General features: G+C 43.8%; 14 protein-coding genes and 2 pseudogenes. 11 read left to right on the forward strand and 5 right to left on the reverse strand.

Annotated elements, in window-relative coordinates:
• The first annotated feature begins 223 nt into the window (after positions 1-223).
• From phhA to NB504_RS10270, 3 genes are all read left to right on the forward strand, one after another.
• A complete protein-coding gene (gene phhA / locus NB504_RS10260) occupies positions 224-1015 on the forward strand; it encodes a phenylalanine 4-monooxygenase (protein ID WP_017045087.1) in 792 nt (263 codons plus the stop codon).
• On the forward strand, positions 1008-1340 hold the full coding sequence (locus tag NB504_RS10265; RefSeq protein ID WP_258428827.1) for a 4a-hydroxytetrahydrobiopterin dehydratase: 333 nt from the start codon (positions 1008-1010) through the stop codon (positions 1338-1340). The genes phhA and NB504_RS10265 overlap by 8 nt, the downstream gene beginning before the upstream one ends.
• 316 nt (positions 1341-1656) lie before the next feature.
• Positions 1657-3981 (forward strand): methyl-accepting chemotaxis protein, encoded by a 2325-nt coding sequence (locus NB504_RS10270; RefSeq protein ID WP_094150859.1) that lies wholly within the window; start codon positions 1657-1659, stop codon positions 3979-3981.
• Here NB504_RS10270 and NB504_RS10275 read toward each other — a convergent pair.
• Positions 3978-4154 (reverse strand): annotated as a pseudogene (locus NB504_RS10275) (MATE family efflux transporter); the annotation flags it as partial. The gene NB504_RS10270 and the pseudogene NB504_RS10275 overlap by 4 nt on opposite strands.
• Between NB504_RS10275 and NB504_RS10280 the strand changes: the two are divergent.
• From NB504_RS10280 to NB504_RS10290, 3 genes and pseudogenes are all read left to right on the forward strand, one after another.
• Positions 4141-4287: pseudogene (locus tag NB504_RS10280) on the forward strand (helix-turn-helix domain-containing protein); the annotation flags it as partial. The pseudogenes NB504_RS10275 and NB504_RS10280 sit on opposite strands and share 14 nt — an antisense overlap.
• Positions 4288-4524: 237 nt before the next feature.
• Positions 4525-6072, forward strand: coding sequence for a DUF3369 domain-containing protein (locus NB504_RS10285; RefSeq protein WP_017048193.1), 1548 nt, complete (start codon positions 4525-4527; stop codon positions 6070-6072).
• Between the two features lie 50 nt (positions 6073-6122).
• Positions 6123-6896, forward strand: coding sequence for a transporter substrate-binding domain-containing protein (locus NB504_RS10290; RefSeq protein ID WP_258428828.1), 774 nt, complete (start codon positions 6123-6125; stop codon positions 6894-6896).
• 22 nt (positions 6897-6918) lie between these two features.
• Here NB504_RS10290 and NB504_RS10295 read toward each other — a convergent pair whose 3' ends face one another.
• Positions 6919-8889 carry an ATP-binding protein gene (locus NB504_RS10295; protein ID WP_258428829.1) on the reverse strand — a complete coding sequence of 657 codons (1971 nt, stop codon included), beginning with the start codon at positions 8887-8889 and terminating at the stop codon, positions 6919-6921.
• 113 nt (positions 8890-9002) lie between these two features.
• Between NB504_RS10295 and NB504_RS10300 the strand changes: the two genes are divergently transcribed.
• Complete coding sequence (locus tag NB504_RS10300; RefSeq protein ID WP_258428830.1) at positions 9003-9977, forward strand: ABC transporter substrate-binding protein; 975 nt, start codon at positions 9003-9005, stop codon at positions 9975-9977.
• A gap of 112 nt (positions 9978-10089) precedes the next feature.
• Here the strand turns inward: NB504_RS10300 and emrD are convergent, their stop codons facing one another.
• On the reverse strand, positions 10090-11295 hold the full coding sequence (gene emrD, locus NB504_RS10305) for a multidrug efflux MFS transporter EmrD (RefSeq protein WP_013868437.1): 1206 nt from the start codon (positions 11293-11295) through the stop codon (positions 10090-10092).
• A gap of 345 nt (positions 11296-11640) precedes the next feature.
• Between emrD and NB504_RS10310 the strand changes: the two genes are divergently transcribed.
• Together NB504_RS10310 and yegD are read left to right on the forward strand one after the other, a co-directional pair.
• The gene (locus tag NB504_RS10310; protein ID WP_115340040.1) at positions 11641-11898 is read left to right on the forward strand and encodes a hypothetical protein; all 258 of its coding nucleotides are present in this window, start codon (positions 11641-11643) and stop codon (positions 11896-11898) included.
• A gap of 107 nt (positions 11899-12005) precedes the next feature.
• On the forward strand, positions 12006-13358 hold the full coding sequence (gene yegD / locus NB504_RS10315; RefSeq protein ID WP_258428831.1) for a molecular chaperone: 1353 nt from the start codon (positions 12006-12008) through the stop codon (positions 13356-13358).
• Here the strand turns inward: yegD and NB504_RS10320 are convergent.
• Positions 13349-14302 (reverse strand): DMT family transporter, encoded by a 954-nt coding sequence (locus tag NB504_RS10320; RefSeq protein WP_208892768.1) that lies wholly within the window; start codon positions 14300-14302, stop codon positions 13349-13351. The genes yegD and NB504_RS10320 overlap by 10 nt on opposite strands.
• Positions 14303-14451: 149 nt before the next feature.
• Between NB504_RS10320 and NB504_RS10325 the strand changes: the two genes are divergently transcribed.
• Positions 14452-14907 carry an Lrp/AsnC family transcriptional regulator gene (locus NB504_RS10325; protein ID WP_026027548.1) on the forward strand — a complete coding sequence of 152 codons (456 nt, stop codon included), beginning with the start codon at positions 14452-14454 and terminating at the stop codon, positions 14905-14907.
• 38 nt (positions 14908-14945) lie between these two features.
• Here the strand turns inward: NB504_RS10325 and NB504_RS10330 are convergent, their stop codons facing one another.
• A complete protein-coding gene (locus tag NB504_RS10330; RefSeq protein WP_019282665.1) occupies positions 14946-16196 on the reverse strand; it encodes an SGNH/GDSL hydrolase family protein in 1251 nt (416 codons plus the stop codon).
• A gap of 505 nt (positions 16197-16701) precedes the next feature.
• Between NB504_RS10330 and NB504_RS10335 the strand changes: the two genes are divergently transcribed.
• Positions 16702-18924 carry a leukocidin family pore-forming toxin gene (locus tag NB504_RS10335; RefSeq protein WP_258428833.1) on the forward strand — a complete coding sequence of 741 codons (2223 nt, stop codon included), beginning with the start codon at positions 16702-16704 and terminating at the stop codon, positions 18922-18924.
• Positions 18925-19098: the final 174 nt, after the last annotated feature.

Genomic DNA, 19098 nt, shown 5'->3' on the forward strand with positions numbered 1-19098 from the left:
TATATCCGTTTATTTTCTGATCTGTTGGCACTGTTTAGTGTTGTCGGCGAACGCCGTAAAGTCAAACGGGTTTGCCATAATCATATCCCTGATATCTAAGTAAAAAAAACATAAATGTAAAATATTTGTTACGCGCGAGCGTCGCCAGATGTCGAGCCTAAGATTGGCAGACTTTTCACGAGGCGATAGGCTTAATGTAATCGGTTTGTTAAAAGGTTGTGGTATGACGCAGTATCATTCTAAGCCATTAAATAGCAAAGGTTTCATTGACTGGAGTAACGAAGAGGATCGGATTTGGTATGATCTGATCGCACGTCAAGAGACCGTCGTTGAGCAGCGAGCATGCCAAGCCTATTTGGATGGGTTAGCGATGCTGCAACTCTCTAAAGATCAGGTTCCTCAGTTGCCCGATATCAACCGTATTTTGCAACGTGAAACCGGATGGCAAGTCGAGCCGGTGCCCGCTTTAATTAATTTCGATCGATTTTTCGCCTTATTGGCAGAGAAAAAATTTCCAGTTGCCACGTTTTTGCGTAGCCGTGAAGAGTTTGACTATTTGCAAGAACCGGATTTTTTTCATGAGATTTTTGGTCATTGCGCGATGCTTACTCATCCTGATTTTGCATCATTTACTCAGGTTTACGGCAAGCTTGGGGCTAACGCGAGCCCAAAACAGAGAGCTTATTTGGCGCGGCTCTATTGGTTTACGGTCGAATTTGGTTTAGTGCAAGAAAGTGACGGTGTAAAAATCTATGGCGGAGGTATTTTATCCTCTCCCGCTGAAACCGTGTATAGCCTTGATAATCAAACGGCCATACGTGAAAAATTTGACATCCAACAAGTGCTGAGAACGCCATATCGTATTGATATCATGCAACCCATTTACTATGTGTTGGATGATCTACGAGATCTGTACCATTTGAGCCAAGAAAATCTTGTACAGCAGGTAGAAAGTGCCATGCAGGCAGGCTTGTTGGCCCCCTTATTTCAACCCAAGGAAGAGACCCATGCTTGAAGAATTACGTTGTGAAGCTTGTAGCCTTGATGCGCTAGCATTATCGATCCCCGAGCAGCAGCAACTACTCACTGAACTTGAGGGGTGGTCTCTTGTTGTACGTGATGGCATCCCCCAGTTGGAAAAAGTGTATATGTTCAAAAACTTCAAGTTGGCGTGGGCATTTTCTAACCAAGTTGCTCAATTAGCTGAAGCGGAATTCCACCACCCCAGTTTGTTATTAGAGTGGGGCAAAGTGACCGTGACTTGGTGGAGCCATTCCATCAAAGGATTGCACAAAAACGATTTTATCTGCGCCGCAAAATGTGATGGATTAATCGATTAAAATTAATACTATCAATGTGTTAGGTTTAGATCTCGACCTGATGGTTATTTTCCCTTCGTTGTGCACTTGAAGCTGCAGCAGTGCTGGCTACGTTTGCTCAACCCAGCATAGAGTTTACTTGTGCTCATGGGGATGAGCTCACTTACCGCCTACCTGCAACTTCAACAAGTTGTTTGGATGTATCCGGTCGTTTTTCTACGCAAAAACCAAACCGTGACCTACACTTTGAAAAGCTCATAATACAAATTTCATATAAACCCAGTGGCTGGGGGCGACGATGGCTTTACAAAAAGTTGTTCATTTCTATGCGTAGGGTTTGACTATGAAAATATCAACGAAAATCATTGCGGCATGTACTATCTTGTGTTCAGTTGGCGTGGTAATCAGCGGTGGTTTTGTTGGGTGGCGAGCATCAGAGCTCTCAAGCCAAGCACTTTATGACCGAGCCGCAAATCAACTTACCTCCGTACGCGAAATCAAAAAGAGTGAAATAACTAACTATTTCAAACAGATCCGTCTGCAAATTGAGACCTTGTCTTCCGAGGTATCGACTCAAGAAGCAATGGATTCTTTTAGTCGTTCGTTCTCTCGTTATCCTGCCCACCGTATAACGCCCCAAGATACGGATGCGCTAGAACGGTATTATCGTGATCAGTTTGGTCGTACTTACCGTCAGGAAAACAATGGCAGTCAGCCAAATGAACTTGGTGCATTTGCACAGCTTTCAGAGCAGGGAAAAGCACTGCAGGCTCGCTACATCGGCGTAAACCCTAACGAGCTTGGATCCAAACATCACTTGGATTTTGATTCATTGGGCAGCAGCTATGATGAAGCTCACCGGCGTTATCACGCCTCGTTTAGGCGATTTTTAGAAGCGTTTGGCTATTACGATATTTTCCTTGTCGATTTGTCAGGCAACGTGGTTTATACCGTGTTTAAAGAACTGGATTTTGCGACCAATTTATCAACTGGCGCATATCAAAATTCGGGGCTAGGCCATGCATTTGCTAAGGCGAAAAACTTGCAAGAGGGGCAATCCTACCTCGAAGACTTTGCACCTTATTATCCTTCCTATGAGGCAGCGGCTTCGTTTATTTCGGCCCCAATTTTCAAAGAACAGCAGCGGGTAGGCACGCTGATCTTTCAGATGCCGATCGATGTGATCAACAACATCATGACATTTGGCGGTAGCTGGGCTGATGCGGGGCTCGGTAAAAGTGGAGAAACTTACCTTGTGGGGCAAGATGGTTTATTGCGCAGTCAATCACGGTTTTTATTAGAAGATCCTGAGCAATATCTTCAAACCTTAACTGATATTGGTGTTGAGCCAGCCATCATCGATCAAATCAAAACCAAGGGTTCGGCCATTGGACGTCAACGCATCAAGACCGACGCGGTACGACAGGCATTGGCGGGTGGACAAGGCCTAGAAACCATCAAAGACTATCGCAATGTTGAAGTACTTTCGGCCTACGCACCTCTGGATGTTTTGGGACAAAAATGGGCCATATTAACTGAAATCGACCAATCTGAGGCGTTACAAGATGTCTCGACTTTAGAGCGTTCAGTACTGCAGACTGTGTTGATTAGCATTGCTGTTCTTGTGGTGCTTTCACTCTTTATTTCTTACATCGTAGGAAGTGGTATATCCAAACCTATCCGCAGTGCGTCGTTAGAGCTGCATCGGATTAATCAGGAGAATGACTTAACCGCGCGTTTAAGTGAAAAGGGTAAAGATGAAATGGCGGAAGTTGCGGTTGCCTTTAATCAGCTATTTAGCAGCTTACAGAAAACCATTGAGCAGTTTGCGCGGGCGACGGAGTCACTCAACGGCAGCACTCATCGTATGTCTTCCAATATGGAGAGCACGCGAGGCGCCGTTGCCGAGCAGAGTATGAGAACAGAATCGGTCGCGGCGGCGGTAAATCAAATGAGTGCTTCAATTGGCGAGGTAGCGCAGTTTGCTAGCCGAGCTGCCGATTATGTGAAATCAGCTAATGATACAGGGTCACAAAGTGTCGACGTCGGGGAAGCGTTGGGAAATGAAATCAGTTTGTTGAGCGATGAGATGAGGATGGCGGTGGAAGCTATTGAGCGGCTCCATAGTGAAAGTAATTCTATTGCTGAAGTGCTTGATGTTATCCAAGGTATCGCCGAGCAGACCAACTTACTGGCCCTTAATGCGGCGATTGAAGCAGCACGTGCTGGCGAGCAGGGGCGTGGTTTTGCGGTCGTTGCCGATGAAGTGCGATCATTAGCAGGGCGCACGCAAACTTCTACTGAAGAGATCCGTAAAAAAATCGATTCGCTACAACATGAAATAAACAGTGTGTCGCAGGGAATTGAAAAGGCCAATAAAACCGTGGTGAAAGGGGTTGAAACCTGCCATTTGAATACGGATATGCTTGCTCAAATCATGTCAATGTTAACCGAACTGAATGACATGAATGTGCAAATTGCTGCCGCGACAGAAGAGCAAAAATCAGTAACGGATGAAATCAGCAGCAGTATTACTTCGATTGCCGATGCTTCACTGTCAGTTTCTGGGCAGGTGAATGATGTTGATGGGGTGCTTACCGACCTTTCTGGGCAAGCAGAGACACTAAATAGTGAGATTGCTCAGTTCAAATATAAGGCGTAACGCTGTGCACCAATTTCATGTCCAAGCAAGATAGAGGCGGCCACGGCAAATCCAAGAAAGGCGGAAATGAGTACACTTTCAATTGGGGAAAGCAGTGAGATAATCGCAAGTTCAGAAACGCCCAACTGACCGACAATAACGTTGTAAATCAAAATGCCAGCCGCTCGTTTGCTTGTTTCTACCGACTGGCCAATCCAACATGTCGGTGACATTGTCGGCTATCCTAACCCAGCAAACTTTAGTACTCATTTTAAGGTATGGAGCCATTGCACACCACGAGAATTTCGTAAAAAACGAAATGATTAATTCCACGGCATTGGTAAATGGCACTCTTCATTCATAAACTTTTTTATCTACTAAACGCGATGAAATTATTGCACCTCGAGCACGGCTTATAAAGGTGATTGAAATATCAATATCATTGAGTATATAGCTTGTAAAAATCAATTTATTCATCACATTAATTAGATTCTAACCACCAACAAAACGGTTATGTGCTAAACCTATAAGAGTAGGAATATTGTCAATATAGAGAGATAAGCGATGGATCTGTTTGCGGATTTTCGACAAGAGGCTCAACCAAAGAGCCAGGAGAGTCATGAACTTAGTGTTGAAAATAAACCATGGCGAGTACTGCTAGTCGATGATGATGAGCAGATGCACCAGATCACTCGTTTAGCGCTAAGAGGGTTTTCATTTCAAGGACGGCCACTAGAGCTACTGTCTGCTATGTCTGGTCTTGAAGCCAGAGAAGTGCTGAATACTCAGCCCGATATAGCTTTAGCGCTCGTTGATGTAGTTATGGAGACGGAACACGCGGGGTTAGATTTAGTTAGGCATATCCGTGAAGAGTGTAAGAATAGAATCATTCGTTTGGTATTACGTACCGGGCAAGCAGGGCAAGCCCCCGAAGATACGGTCATCCAAGAGTATGAAATTGATGACTATAAAGAGAAAACAGAACTTACCACACAAAAACTCAGAACCCTGCTCTATTCGATGTTGCGATCTTATCGGGATCTTTGTTTGATAGAAGAGCAAAAAGAGGGGCTTAAACGCGTGATTGAAGCCTCAGCGAAGGTACAAAATACCACAACCTTACAAACCTATGCTGAATCGGTACTGAGCCAGCTCACTTCTTTACTTAAACTCCATGCATCGGCATTTTATTGTATCGTTCAGCCTAAATCTGAAGGCGAAGGTTCGTGTGCTTTAACGTTGGCGGCTATTGGAGGATTTGTCGATTTTTATTCTGACTGTGATTTCTCGCGCTTACCTTCGGAAGTGGCTAAGCGCTGCCAGCTTGCACTGCAAAGCAAAATGTCTCATAGCTACGATGATGCCTCTGTACTTTATATGACAGACAGTCGTGGTGTAGAAAATTTACTCTATATTAATTTGCTTGAGCGCTTATCTGAAAATGACGAACGTTTGCTTGAAATCTATATGTATAACATAGGGTTAACTTTTGAAAACTTAAATTTACAGCTTGATTTACGCGAAACATCGAGGGAGCTTGTTTATAACTTAGCCAATGCCGTCGAAGCCAGAAGCAAAGAAACAGGGGCTCACGTACAGCGTGTTTCTCTGATCTGTGAAAAATTAGCCACATTAATGACCCTACCTGAGCAGGATATTTATATGATTAAAAATGCGTCACCCCTGCACGATGTAGGCAAAGTGGCGATCCCTGATAGTATTCTTCATAAACCAGGGAAATTGGACGCTCAAGAATGGGCGATCATGCAAAAACACGTTGAATACGGTGTTGATATTTTAAGTCGTTCAAAACGCAGTTTAATTATCAAAGCGAAAGAGATTGCCGGTTCTCACCATGAAAAATGGGATGGAAGCGGTTACCCAAACCAATTAGCCGGTGAAGGCATTCCTATCAGTGGCAGAATCACAGCATTAGCTGATGTGTTTGATGCTCTTGGTTCTAAACGCAGTTATAAAGATGCTTGGCCGGAAGAGACAATCAAACAAGAAATTGTCGCGCAAAAAGGAAAACATTTTGATCCGATGTTGGTCGATCTGATGCTGGCGCATTGGGATGATTTCATCACTATTCGTGAACAGTTTCCAGACTAGAATCTTTTTTGGAACCGAAAAATAAATCCGTTTTCAGGGAGTAGGATAGAGTGAAAAGCAACCAATTAAAGACGATTGTTGGCTTGTGTACGTCTAGCTTAGCCATCGTTCAGATTCCTTTTGTACAAGCACAAATTGATCCTTCAAATCCCAAACTTAATGAACCTAAACAAATGGTCGCACACCTTGGTGAACTCCCTGGACTGATTAATGCGGATGGTTCGGGGCCATTTGTCGAATTAGTGAGGTACATGGATAAGGTCGACCCTGATACAGAGATCCATATTGAAGTTTTCCCTTTGCATCGAGCTGTACATGAGGTCGTTAATAAGCAAGCTGACTTTGCCTTACCCGCGATTTATGTTGATGATCCTGAAGGAAAGTTACCATTTCGTTTTAGTACGAAGTCGTTCGGTTTAGTGGCACATGTTCTTTATACAAATAAAGCCAATCGAATCACGTCAGAACAGCTTTGGAGCCAGCCTGATAAATACTACGTTGAGGCCGTTCCTAGCTATATACCTTTTGAAGTTGCGCGCTCAAATAGCATCAATGCTTCACTACTTAAAGTAGCCGCTGGACGTATTGATGGATTTGTCTGGGCACAAGAAGAAGCGGATATTGCGCTGAAAAGTTTAGGTTTAGAGAATGTTTCACGCCAACACTTTGCCGATTTCAAGGATGTATTTGTCATTGCTCACGGCTCTAAAGGCGATGAGGTTGATCAATACTTAACGCGAATACTCTCTCAACTAGAGGAAAGTGGAGAGTTGAAAATACTCTATGATGCTATTCACCGTCCTTACGATGATTGGCAACCTTGACCCTCTTACTTTCTATCTATTATTACTTTCTGTCTATTATTACTGCATCATTTATTGCAGCATCATCATTAACAAGTTCAAGAGCCTTAGGGAGAGTAAAAACGTAATGAACACCTTGGCCAACATTAGAACTAAAATCTAGTTTTCCTTGTAATTTTTGAGTCGCTAGATTAAAGACAAGATTCAAGCCAAGCCCTGATCCGCCACGGCCTCTTTTGCTGGTAAAAAAGGGTTCAAAGATTTTATGGTGCAGTTTTGGTTCGACGCCACAGCCATTATCTTTATATTCTAAGAGGATATTCTCTCCTTCCTGTTTGAACGCAATGGTTATGATGGGGTTTTGCTCATCACTAAAAGCGTGGTTGACGCTATTCATCACTAGATTAGAGACTATTTGAGTCAATACTCCAGGTAAGCTGTTCATGGTTAGTCCTCCATCGCCCTCAAGTACGGGGGTAACAGGGATTTTCCTAGTCTCGGGATGAAGACTGGCGATAAGCGCGCTTAATACTTGGTGGATTGAGAATTGACTACGACTCTCAGATACCTGATCGACCGCTGTTTGTTTAAAGTCTCGGATCAGTTTGGCAGCACGATTTAAGTTGCTTTCAAGCATCGTATTGGTTTCATTCATTCTCTGCATCAATTCAGAAAATTGCTGACTTGTGAGCGTTTGGTTGGCGAAGGCGGTATTTAGCTCTTGTGTGACCTCAATGATCACCGAACTTGCGGTCACCGCGATACCCAATGGCGTGTTGACTTCATGCGCCACCCCTGCAACTAAACCACCTAAAGCCGCTAATTTCTCAGATTCAATCAACTGTGTTTGCGTGGCTTTTAGTTGCTCAATACTGTTTTCCAGATCGCAGGTTCGCTTGGCGACTTGGCGCTCTAAGTTTTGGTTGAGTTTTTGTAGTTCAAGCTGCGCCAGTTTTAGCTCGGTAATATTAATGGCTGTGCCCCGTAACCCGAGAAACATATCCTTCTCATATCGTGCTACTGCTTGAAACATCAAATAGTGCTTACAATCATTGATGATAATTGTCTCTTCACACATTGAAAACGAGCAGTGTTTAGTAATGGATTGGAGTAATTTTTTCATATCTCGCAGTGAGTCAATCTCTGAAAGTAGTGGCTTGCTATTTTCACTGATCTCTAAAGCTTGACGCATGGGCTCGGAAGTGTAAATCAACCTGTCAGTACTATCCGTCTCCCATAACCAGTCGGATGAGACGTCCGTAAAATCGGCTAATCGTTCTTGTTCAAGTTTTATATTACTGTACAACGTAGTTACATTTCCGGTAATTTTATTGGTCTCATCGGCCAGCCAAGTGAGTTCATCGTTATGCCCCATAATCCATTTCTTATGAGGAAGTTTTAGTGGTTTTGGGGGATGGCGAGGGTTGTATTTGCGTAAGTATTGAGCAATAGCGAAGACACGTCGATTTACGCTCTCATGGAAAATCATCAAAATAGCGTAACAAATAAAGGCAGTCTTAATCGCGTTCACGACCAATATCAGTAGAAACTGCTTGATTAAGTAGTTGTAGATTTCTTGAGCATTAGACTCAACGTAGATCTCACCAATCTGCTCTTTGGCTTCTGTTTTTGGGTTGATATAAAGCATGGGATAACGGTGTGCGACTAATTGCTCCATCACTTTTTCTCCGGCACTGAATTGATAACCGCCAGACGTGATTTCCAAATAATCAATTTTAGGCAAGTTCACTAAGCCATCTAAGCGCTGTTGAAGCGTCACGAGATCATAATTCCATAAAGAAGCGGCAAGCAGTTCGGCATGAACGAATTCTATTTCGTGATGACGCTGAGCCACATCATCGAACTCTCTGTCATAGTCGAAATATGTTTGTGCTAACGTTGTCATCAGGGTAACAGCACCACTTAAAATGACAAGGAAAAAAATGATCCTGCGACCAATACGACTCGATAGTGGGTTATCAATGCTTTCATTAAATGTTCGGCTTTTGTTCATCCTGCTTCTCATTTTTTTGAGTGATAATTTGAGTATAGATGTCACATGGGAAGTGTGGATAACATCTTATTGACTACACTATAAAAAAATAGCCAAAACATTGGAGGCAGTTCATGCGTTGGATATGGATATGGATATTGTGTGTGATAAGTGCGCCCGTGATGGCGGGAAACGTACTTTTAATAGAGAGCTACGAGCAAGGTTATGAATGGGACGCTAGCTATGTATCCGCCCTTAAGCAGTCGTTAACGCCTGCGCATGAACTGCATACCTTTGAGATGGACACCAAACGTGTACCAGCGAGCCGTTATTCACAAATCGCCGAACAAGCCTTTAGCCAATATCAGCAACTGAAACCACAGGTGGTGGTTTTAGGTGACGACAATGCGTTGGTTTATATGCTGCCGAAACTCTACAACGAGCCAATCTCAATCGTGTTTCTGGGGATTAATTCAAACCCACGAAAATTCATGGCTCAATACCAAGGGCAAGCCAAAGTGACCGGTATTTTAGAGCGCCCTCTCTATGTGAAAACCATGGGAGAAATTGGCCGGATGCTCGATAAAGATAAGCGTAAAGTACTGGTGTTATTTGACTCGGGTAGTACGGCGAGTATTGCGTTGGAATTTATGCAAACCCAAGCGAGTATGATTGAAAAGAATTTAGGCATTGCGACAGAGATAGCTTCAGTGGCGACAGAGAAAGAATGGCAGACAAGAATAAGCACAGCTAAAGAGCAAGGATTTGGCGCCATAGTCGTGGGGCTTTACCAAACCTTGGTCGATGAGAGCGAAAATAATGTGCCAGCGGATACTGTATTAACGTGGACAAACCAACATACAGAGGTTCCTTTATTTGGTTTTTGGGATTTTTCGATCGGTGCGGGCAAAGCGGCTGGGGGTGTTGTGTTAGCGGGTCGTGATCAAGGCGAAATGGCGGGCAAAACGGTGTTACGCATTTTAAATAATAATGAAGACGCAAGCCGCATTCCTATCCAAATCGGCCAACAAGGGCGTGCTATTTACCATCAGGGAGAAATGTCCCGTTGGGGGTTAAGCGTGCCGGAAGGATGGATGAAGATTGACTGACTTTGATGGGACTGTATTGAATTGTCGAATTCAGCATTACGTCTAAAATAAAAAAAGCAAATAAAAAAGCAGAGAGGCGGGTACCTGTCTGCTTTTTCTTCATTACAGTTTATTAAACAGCCAATGGCATTTCATTTGATGGATCATGTTTACTGTAAACACGAATCAAACCAACCACAGCAAACACAGACATCAACAGCATCAATGCGCCAAGTGGCATCTGGTCATGAGCTGGAATAGCCGACGCTAAAAGGGTGGCTAAACCAGCCCCAAGGTTTTGCATACCGCCTAACACAGCACCTCCTGTTCCTGCATGGTAAGGCAGTGGTGTTAACGCTCCAGTGGTCGCTGCGGGAAAGAGAATGCCTGCACCGAGAAAATAGACAGTGGCACCACCAATTAATGTCAATGCGCTGGTTTGCCCCAACACTCCAGGAACAAACACCACCAATGAACCTAATGCTATCGCTACCAAGCCCACATACAAGGCGCTTTTTTCGTTGAAGTTCAACGCAATCACACTCGATAGCGCCGCACCAACTAAATAACCAGGGATCGGTAAGACAAACAATAAGCTGACGGTGGTGGCAGGCAGTTGCAAAACGCCACCAAGTAATACACCTGCAGCGGCTTCAAATACCGCGACGCCAGAGAAAGTCGCCACGAGACAAATTAAATACCCTTGGAAACGTTTGTCACTCAGCACATAGCGATAGCTGTTTGCAACCGATTCGTGTCTGCGAGCCGCTTTAGGCAATGTTTCTACCATACTCGTCATCATAGTGATCACCACGGCAATCGCGAATAGGGATAAAAATAAGTAACTAGAGCGCCAGCCAAAACTTTCTGTTAAGTAGCCACCAAGAACAGGAGCAATGAGTGGCGAAAAAATAACGCACATGCTGATAAGGCTATTGGCCTTATGTAATTCTGCTCCTGAAAAACAGTCTCGAGTAAGGGTTCGAGACATTGCGCCACCACACCCAATGCCAAGCCCTTGAATAAAACTACCGACCAAAAACCAATCGTATTGGTGAGCAAATAATGCGAGTAGCGATCCTGCAATATAAATCAGCAACCCAGCGATAATAATCGGTTTGCGTCCTAGGCGGTCTGACAATGGACCATAGACAAATTGTGATAGTCCATAAGGGATTAAATAACATGCCATGACCGCCTGCAGTGATGCAGGAGAAACTAAAAATTCTCCCGCCATATGGCCAATGGACGGGACGTACATCGTTTGTGTCATTTGGCCGACAGCGGTCAAAATCGCAATTAAAAATGTGAGTTTCACTAACGGAAACGATGCGGACATGGTCTATCTCCTGCACAATGGTGCAACTACGAAATATAATTAATATGAATAATGAAACTAATGGCCAGCGTTAAAAGTATCGCTCTTTCGGCGCGAGATATTAGTGAGGCCAGACGCTTTTATCAATCTAAAAGTGTGAAGTTGAGCAAGATAAAAATCTATGATTTGAATTAGAAAAACTAATCATTATTTGGGTAGGTAAAGAGAAATGAAAGACGGTTTCAATGCCTGTGTTGGGTATGGCTCTTGGTGTCTGATAATGTACCTAGTTTTTCTATTGCTTTTGCGCTGAACAGTGACTAATATTTAATGTAAATGAGAATTAATATCATAAAGGTGTGATTAATGATGTTACCTTTACTTGCTGCATTATTATTTATAGTGGGACTTGGCAAAAAGTTGTCGGTTCCAAATTCGTGGCTCTTCTACTATGCACTTTCTGTTGTATTGTTAAGCTGGCTATTCAGTATGAACCCCATTTTTGTCCTGATCCCGTTGTTTATCTTGTCACCTTGTCTTATCCACTATCGATATATCAAGGTGATTAAAATGGCTTATTTGGGCTGCCTGCTGCTGTCTTTTTTCGTCTCTTGGCTTGTGTAAACCAATCCATGTCTTTTCTCACCAGACAGTCCAAGTAGCTTGGGGATAGTATTTGTGAAAATCATAAGGTAGGATCGCCGGCCTTTTTCTGATGCTAGGAGGTAGCGATGTTTATTGGTTTTGACTATGGAACGGCGAACTGTTCTGTCGCAATGATGCAAGATGGGCAACCAACATTGTTACCCATAGAAGGTAAAAGCCACTACATTCCTTCGACAATATGTGCCCCGACGCGAGAGTCCATTTCTGAGCATCTGTTCCGTCATCACAATATTACGCCAAGCGATAAAATTGGTGAGCAAGTACTTCGCCGCGCGATCAATGTGAATAGAGAAGAGAGTATTGAACTTGCCGCGCAAGACATTGCCTTTGGCCAAGCGGCGCTCGATCTCTATCTGCAGGATCCGCGCGATATTTATTACGTTAAATCCCCTAAATCATTTCTAGGCGCGGCAGGTTTACGTGATGTGCAGGTCAGTTTTTTCGAAGACTTGGTGTGCGCCATGATGGTCAATATTAAGCACAATGCAGAGCTGCACCTTCAGCGCACCATCCAAGATACTGTGATTGGTCGTCCTATTAACTTTCATGGCCGAGGTGGTGAAGAGGCCAACCGACAAGCGGAATCTATTTTACAACGTGCGGCGAAACGCGCTGGTTTTCAGCACATCAGTTTTCAGTTTGAACCCGTTGCGGCGGGCTTAGAATATGAAGCGACTCTGGTGCAAGATCAAACCGTACTGGTGGTTGATATCGGTGGTGGAACCACCGACTGTTCATTGCTAAAAATGGGGCCGAGTTGGCGAGGGCGTGACGACCGCACCGCGAGTTTGCTTGCGCATAGTGGCCAACGGGTCGGAGGCAATGATCTTGATATCTATATTGCTTTCAAACAGTTGATGTCTTCTTTTGGATTAGGAAGTAAAGCCATTGCTGGCATTGATATGCCGATCACGCAGTTTTGGAACCCGATTGCAATTAACAACGTGGAAGCGCAACGTGACTTCTATGCTCAGCAAAACTTGGCAGCATTAAAATTGCTACACAAAGAGGCGCAGCAACCAGAAAAGTTGGCGCGTTTGCTGAAAGTCTATTTTGAAACGCTCGGCTATCAAATTGTACGCCGTGCAGAAGAGGCAAAAATTGCTCTATCTGATCTTACGCAATGTCAGGTGGTGCTTGATCTTCTTTCTGAGCAGATCGAAGTGCAAATTGAGCGTGAGCAAATGATCGACGCCATTGAATCCCCTAAAGCGAAAATGGTGGAATTGGTCAAAGAAGCGGTTGAACAAGGTGGCGTAAAGCCGGATGTTATCTTTATGACGGGCGGCTCTGCTCGTTCTCCAATATTACGCCAAGCGGTAGAGCAGCAACTGCCCCACGTACCCGTTGTCAGCGGTAACTACTTTGGTTCAGTGACTGCTGGTTTGGCTCGTTGGGCAGAGATTTGCTATCGCTGATATGAGCGCTTAGCGCTTCGTTTTTGATGCGTTGGGGGCCGGTAATATTGCGAATGATCGTGTTTCATTAAAACATTACTGGCAACCAAGCTACCTAAGCTTATCAACCCTAATCCGATCCAAGTCAAAGGCGTTGGCATCTCACCAAAAACGGGAATCGCCAACAAGGTTGCCACGACTGGTGTTGCAGAGCCAAAGGCAGCGGAGCGTTCTGCGCCGAGTGTTGAAACTGCATATAAATAGGTAAATGCTGCAATGAGCCCCGCCCCGACACCTTGCAGCAGTGTGTGTCCCGCCAGTTCTTTCCACGGCCAGTGTGCAAAAGAGTGTGTGGCTAAGTAGCTATCGACGATGCCTAAAGCGATTAGAACGGCCAATAAAATAGTAGAAAGTAAAGCAACCCATCCCGCGCTGACGAGCGCATGCAAATTCGCTACCCGCGCACAAATTGTAAACATCGCCCACATCAGGCTGCCGGTTAAAAACATCAAATGCCCGGTCAAACGGTTTGACTCAAAATCAGTGGCACTTGAATAGAGGAAAATACCAACCCCTGCCACCACTAAAGTCAGCCCAGCGACTCGATGGCGACTTAACGGCTGTTTAAACAGCAACACCGCGATACCCGAGACAAACAGCGGCAGCACGCCCGGAACAAGCGCGCTACCATCAGAAACCGGAACGTAGTGCATCGCATGGCTTGTCACTAGTAAATAGGGCAATCCACAGCCAATAAATAGACCAATTAAGTAACGTATAGGTACATTTTGCAATTGATGTCGAGTTCTCCAAACCAATGGAGAGAGCAACAAAGCGGGCAGTAAAAAGCGTGTTAATGCAATATCAGCGGGGGTTAATAGGCCGCTGGCTCCTGCCTTTAAAGAGAGGAAAAAGCCGGACCATAATAACAGCGTGGTGCCTATCGCGAGGTAGCCATAAATCATAATTTTATTCACATCAATGGATGGTTTCTCACCATTATCTATGGTTCGGCTTACTTTTACCCGGCAAGTTCACCCTTATTGCTAGATGGTTTGGCACTTATCCGCTATAAATTAGCAAAATGTTAGTGGATTTCATCAAGGATCGAGTAATGGATAGAATAGACCGCCGCATGTTGACCTTATTACAAACAGAGGGACGCTTAAGCACCGCAGAGCTTGCAGAAAAGGTTGGATTATCACCTTCTCCCTGTGCAAGACGCTTGAAACGATTAGAGGAGAGCGGGATCATTGATGGCTATCAAGCTCGCTTAAGCCGGCAAGCTGTCGGAGTTGGTATGACGGTTTTTGTTGAAGTTAGCCTGAATAATCATCAAGCCGCTTCCATTGATAGTTTTGAAGAGGCAATCAAAGAGATGGAGGAGGTGATCAGCTGCCATGTGGTTTCAGGTGCGTATGATTACTTGCTGGAAGTCGTTAGTGCCAATTTATCAGGGTACGAAGCATTTACGCGTCAGTTACAGCGGCTCAACAATGTAAAAGATATGCATACCCACCTCGCCATGCGTCAAGTGAAAGCCGCTACCGCGATGCCTATTTGGGTTTAGAGACAGCACTTGCGTGCTGTCTTCAGGGTCAGACGTGCTTATTCAAATTGAAATGACGCGAGAGAGTTTTTACTGATTTCGTTGGCAATCAATTGATGGATGGCCGTGGTAGGGTGCGTTACGCCCCAAAATACGTATTTGTCAGAGCTATGGTAAGCGCAATCATTGGTTAAGCTATGACGGTACAAGTAATCTAAAGCTGAATTGCGATTGATGTTGAGGCATGCATCGGTCGCATTTTCAAAGCCGTATTGCTGTGGATTGGCTGTGAGGTTTTCAAACAAGCTATGAGCATCAAACAGGATGATATTTACCCCTTGCATCTGATAATACAGTGCTTGTTGCTGAATAAACGCATTGAAGGTGGTGATCTTAGCGCTGACTTTCGCTATCTCTTCTGCTGTTGAATATTTGAACTGCGGGGCTTTGGTTGCATCGGGCAGGGTGAGTAGAATAATATTTTTGGCCCCTGAATCCACAAGACGAATCATCGCGCTGCTAAAATCTGCTTTGACTTCATATACTTCACGGTTGTAATTCATAAAGTCATTTAAGCCAAATTCAAGGGTAAAGAGCGTATTTTCTGGCTGGTAGTTTTTGGCCATTGTCATGTAATTTAGATAAGAGCGGACTTGATCGTTCACACCCGTCAGCGCGATATATTGATTACGCCCTGCGGCACCGCCAATCGCCCAGTTATATACAGGTAAATTGTGCATTTTTGCTAAATACTCTGTCCACACCAAACCATTGGAAAAGTGTCCTAAAAACCAAGAGTTAGGATTGGGAAATTTCCATTGTGACGCATTGAATATATTTCCTGTATCCGAAAGGCTGTCACCTATGGTCACCATTTTATTAATGACGGGTTTGGCATTTTGTTTATCGTTAGTCCAGATCGAATGATTGTATGAGAACCTATTGTCTGCTGCGAAATAAGTAATATCTGCAGAATCGTGACTGACGCCGAGTGTCTCTTCACAACGCTGTTTTATTTCATATTGTGAGGTGTCGGTATAAAACATATTTTTAAAGCGCACAGACGACCACCAGTAACCACTAATGGTGTAGTCATTTCCTTGTTCATCCAATGCCCACTCCCAATCTGTTGCTGGGTCATCATGATTGCCAGCGGGCCGATACCAACAGCGTACATAAGTGTAGGTTTGCTTATTTTGCGTATTCATTACGCCATAAGCGGTAACTGGTTCTGAGGTGGTATCCGTATTTTCTGCAATCGCCATGGAGAGTGGCAATATTGCGGTCATCAATAACGTCATTAGTTTCATATTTTTTTCTTATTGGTTTAGGCACGTATCTACTAAAGAATAAGTGCGAAAGTGAAATTAACAAACTGGTCAGACCTATTTTGGATTTATGGTGTTAAGCGTCAATCAATAAACGACTATGTTGAACATTATTTGGTATTAAGATCAAACAATGAACTGTCAGTGAAGAAAATACGAAGGGTTTTTATAAATCCTAATTTAGACAAATAACAATAAGGTTTTGCTTTATTAATTTGTTCTAATGTTAAATCTTAGTAGCTTAATAAAAATATCAATAAAATTATAATCAGTCAATATGTGTAAAAATCAAACAGTTTTATTGTGATTTTAAGCCACATTAAAAATCATTTCTCTTTGTGTTTGTTATTTTAAGATCTATTAATAATTCGCCACAAAGGTGCCAAAAAACCAATGTCCTTTTATTTTGTGGTCTGAAAAAATAAAAAATGGGTATTCATTTTCTTTTAAATACCGTGATAACAATAAAAATGCTTACGAGGTTTATATGTCAATAAACAGAAGAAAAGCACTTGGCGCTATTGCCATTATGTCAGGTTTGGTATGGAACACCGCTCAAGCTGACGTGAATCAGCCGCAAGGTTTGGCCATTGAAATGTTCAGTGAGCTTCAGGATGACAGCCAAATCAATTACTTCAATGCGAGCTATTGGTTACAAGGAGAGGTTGAGCCCCCGACACTAATGCAGATTCGTGACGATGTACTGAATCAACATATGCGCTATTTTGTCGATTTCAGTACGATTGAAGGTGAGCCGCAAAAGACAGAGGCGAAAGCACTGCTCAGGAAAAAACTGGGCTTAGCGTTTGCCAGTGACTTTTTGATCATCAGTGAACACAAAGGAGAATTGTTGTTCACCCCGTTAGATGACGAGAATGATGCCAACATTCGTCTACTGGAAGCTGCACCAATTGCCCATTCTCGTCAGCGCCGTAGTACGGCCAGTATGGTGTCAAATAGTGGTTCGGAAACGAACTCTTTGCCACACGTCGCGTTTTATTTGAATGTCAATCGGCCTATTACTGATAATGAATGTACGTTTAATAACTCACATCTTTGGGATCGAGGCACGCGAGTGTTTTGCGATAACCCTAATATCTCGTTGATTTATCGAGTTAATTTAGAGCGTTCATTACAATATGGCACCATTGGCTCTGCGACACCGGACGCGAAAATTGTTCGCATCAGCTTAGATGATGATACAACGGGTGCGGGGATCCATCTCAATGACCGTCTTGATTATCGTCAATCGGGTGCTGATTACACGACATTAGATGCTTATTTCCGAGATTGGTCGACCGATGCCATCGCTCAAGACTACCAATTTGTATTTAACTCTTCGAACAACAAAGCGCAGATCTTAAAAACGTTCCCGAGAGAAAATCTCAATGCCGAATATGAAGTCAAAGAGGTATCCGGCTTCCAGCTAGGAGTGAGTGGTGGTGTCGAGGTTAGTGCTGATGGACCTAAAGGCAAGCTAGAAGCCAATGCCAGCTACAACCAAAGCCGTTGGTTAACCTTTAAAACGCACGATTATCGTGTTGAACGTAGCACCAATAACGCGCAAAACGTCAGCTTTAAATGGAATCGTAGCCAATACGCGACTGCCGAATCGATGTTAAATCGTTCAACGGATGCGCTGTGGGTCAATACTTATCCTGTGGATACCAACCGCATTAACCCGATTGGTTACGCGAGCTTCGTACCCAAAATGGATGTGATATATAAAGCCGCTCCTAATGCAACAGGGACAACGGAATTTACCATTGATTCTTCGGTCAATATTCGTCCCATTTATAACGGTGCTTATAAGCATTATTATGTTGTAGGTGCGCATCAGTCCTACCATGGTTTTGAAAATACGACGCGCCGCAGAGTGAGCAAAAGTGCTAGCTTTACTGTCGATTGGGAGCACCCTGTATTCACGGGCGGTCGTCCAGTGAATTTGCAATTGGGCAGCTTTAATAATCGTTGCGTTGATGTGGCTGATAATGGCGCGCTCTCTGCCTCAAGCTGTGATGAAACCAAAAACTCACAATCTTTTATTTATGATCAGTTAGGTCGTTATGTGAGTGCAAACGACATCCATCAATGTTTGGATGGACAATCACTGGGTCAATTACAAACCTGTAGTTCGAGTTTAAGTCAGCGTTGGGAATGGATAGAAAACAGCGATAAGCTGAGTAATGTTTTCTCTCATGAGTTACTTGGTCATGATAAAACCAGCGGTGAGTTAGGTTTGTATGCTGATGGCAATGATCAGGTAAGTGTGCGCACCATTACCGCTTACACCAACGTATTTCATTCAGATAGTGAATCGGCCGTATTTGGGTTTACATCGGGTCCATTAGCCTTACAAGATGTTGGTCAATCGGGGATACTGTATATTCGCCATGGCGCTGCGATTGATGCAATTGGTACGCAAGCCAATGCGATGCAAGGCGGTGAAAGTGGTAGTTTGACTGAAATTGATCTGAAACGCGTGACGCAAATAACCGTTACTTCGGGTGAGTTCAAGTACGGTGGCAACCATTTACTCCGTATGGCTTTTAAGCTTGATGATGGTTCAACCAAAGTAGTGGGGTCAAAAGACTACGCAATCAGTACCCACGATGAAGTGTTTGAGCTGCCAGCCGGATCGGCAATTCGGCAAGTCAAGGTGTGGTCTGAAGGTTGGTTAGCCGATGGTATTCAATTTATTTTAAAATAGCGCGATCCCTTCATCGTTTCGTAGTAAAGAGCACTCATGCTTTTGGTCTAGTTGGCTAAAAAGCGAGCGCTCTTTTTTGTTGATTTAATGTTAATTTTATCTGTTGTTTTTTTCGATTCATTCACGAAGCTGGCAAGATGACATGAAATAAAGTGCTTTTCTTCTACAGTTAGG

The sequence above is a fragment of the Vibrio sp. RM-69-4 genome (genome assembly GCF_024743775.1).
Lineage (GTDB): Bacteria > Pseudomonadota > Gammaproteobacteria > Enterobacterales > Vibrionaceae > Vibrio > Vibrio anguillarum.

Excerpts from the sequence above, each read along its gene's own strand:
- phhA (WP_017045087.1), top strand. The coding sequence starts at position 224 with ATGACGCAGTATCATTCTAAGCCATTAAATAGCAAAGGTTTCATTGAC.
- NB504_RS10265 (WP_258428827.1), top strand. The coding sequence starts at position 1,008 with ATGCTTGAAGAATTACGTTGTGAAGCTTGTAGCCTTGATGCGCTAGCA.
- NB504_RS10285 (WP_017048193.1), top strand. The coding sequence starts at position 4,525 with ATGGATCTGTTTGCGGATTTTCGACAAGAGGCTCAACCAAAGAGCCAG.
- NB504_RS10295 (WP_258428829.1), bottom strand. The coding sequence starts at position 8,889 with ATGAACAAAAGCCGAACATTTAATGAAAGCATTGATAACCCACTATCG.
- NB504_RS10300 (WP_258428830.1), top strand. The coding sequence starts at position 9,003 with ATGCGTTGGATATGGATATGGATATTGTGTGTGATAAGTGCGCCCGTG.
- emrD (WP_013868437.1), bottom strand. The coding sequence starts at position 11,295 with ATGTCCGCATCGTTTCCGTTAGTGAAACTCACATTTTTAATTGCGATT.
- NB504_RS10310 (WP_115340040.1), top strand. The coding sequence starts at position 11,641 with ATGATGTTACCTTTACTTGCTGCATTATTATTTATAGTGGGACTTGGC.
- yegD (WP_258428831.1), top strand. The coding sequence starts at position 12,006 with ATGTTTATTGGTTTTGACTATGGAACGGCGAACTGTTCTGTCGCAATG.
- NB504_RS10320 (WP_208892768.1), bottom strand. The coding sequence starts at position 14,302 with ATGATTTATGGCTACCTCGCGATAGGCACCACGCTGTTATTATGGTCC.
- NB504_RS10325 (WP_026027548.1), top strand. The coding sequence starts at position 14,452 with ATGGATAGAATAGACCGCCGCATGTTGACCTTATTACAAACAGAGGGA.
- NB504_RS10330 (WP_019282665.1), bottom strand. The coding sequence starts at position 16,196 with ATGAAACTAATGACGTTATTGATGACCGCAATATTGCCACTCTCCATG.
- NB504_RS10335 (WP_258428833.1), top strand. The coding sequence starts at position 16,702 with ATGTCAATAAACAGAAGAAAAGCACTTGGCGCTATTGCCATTATGTCA.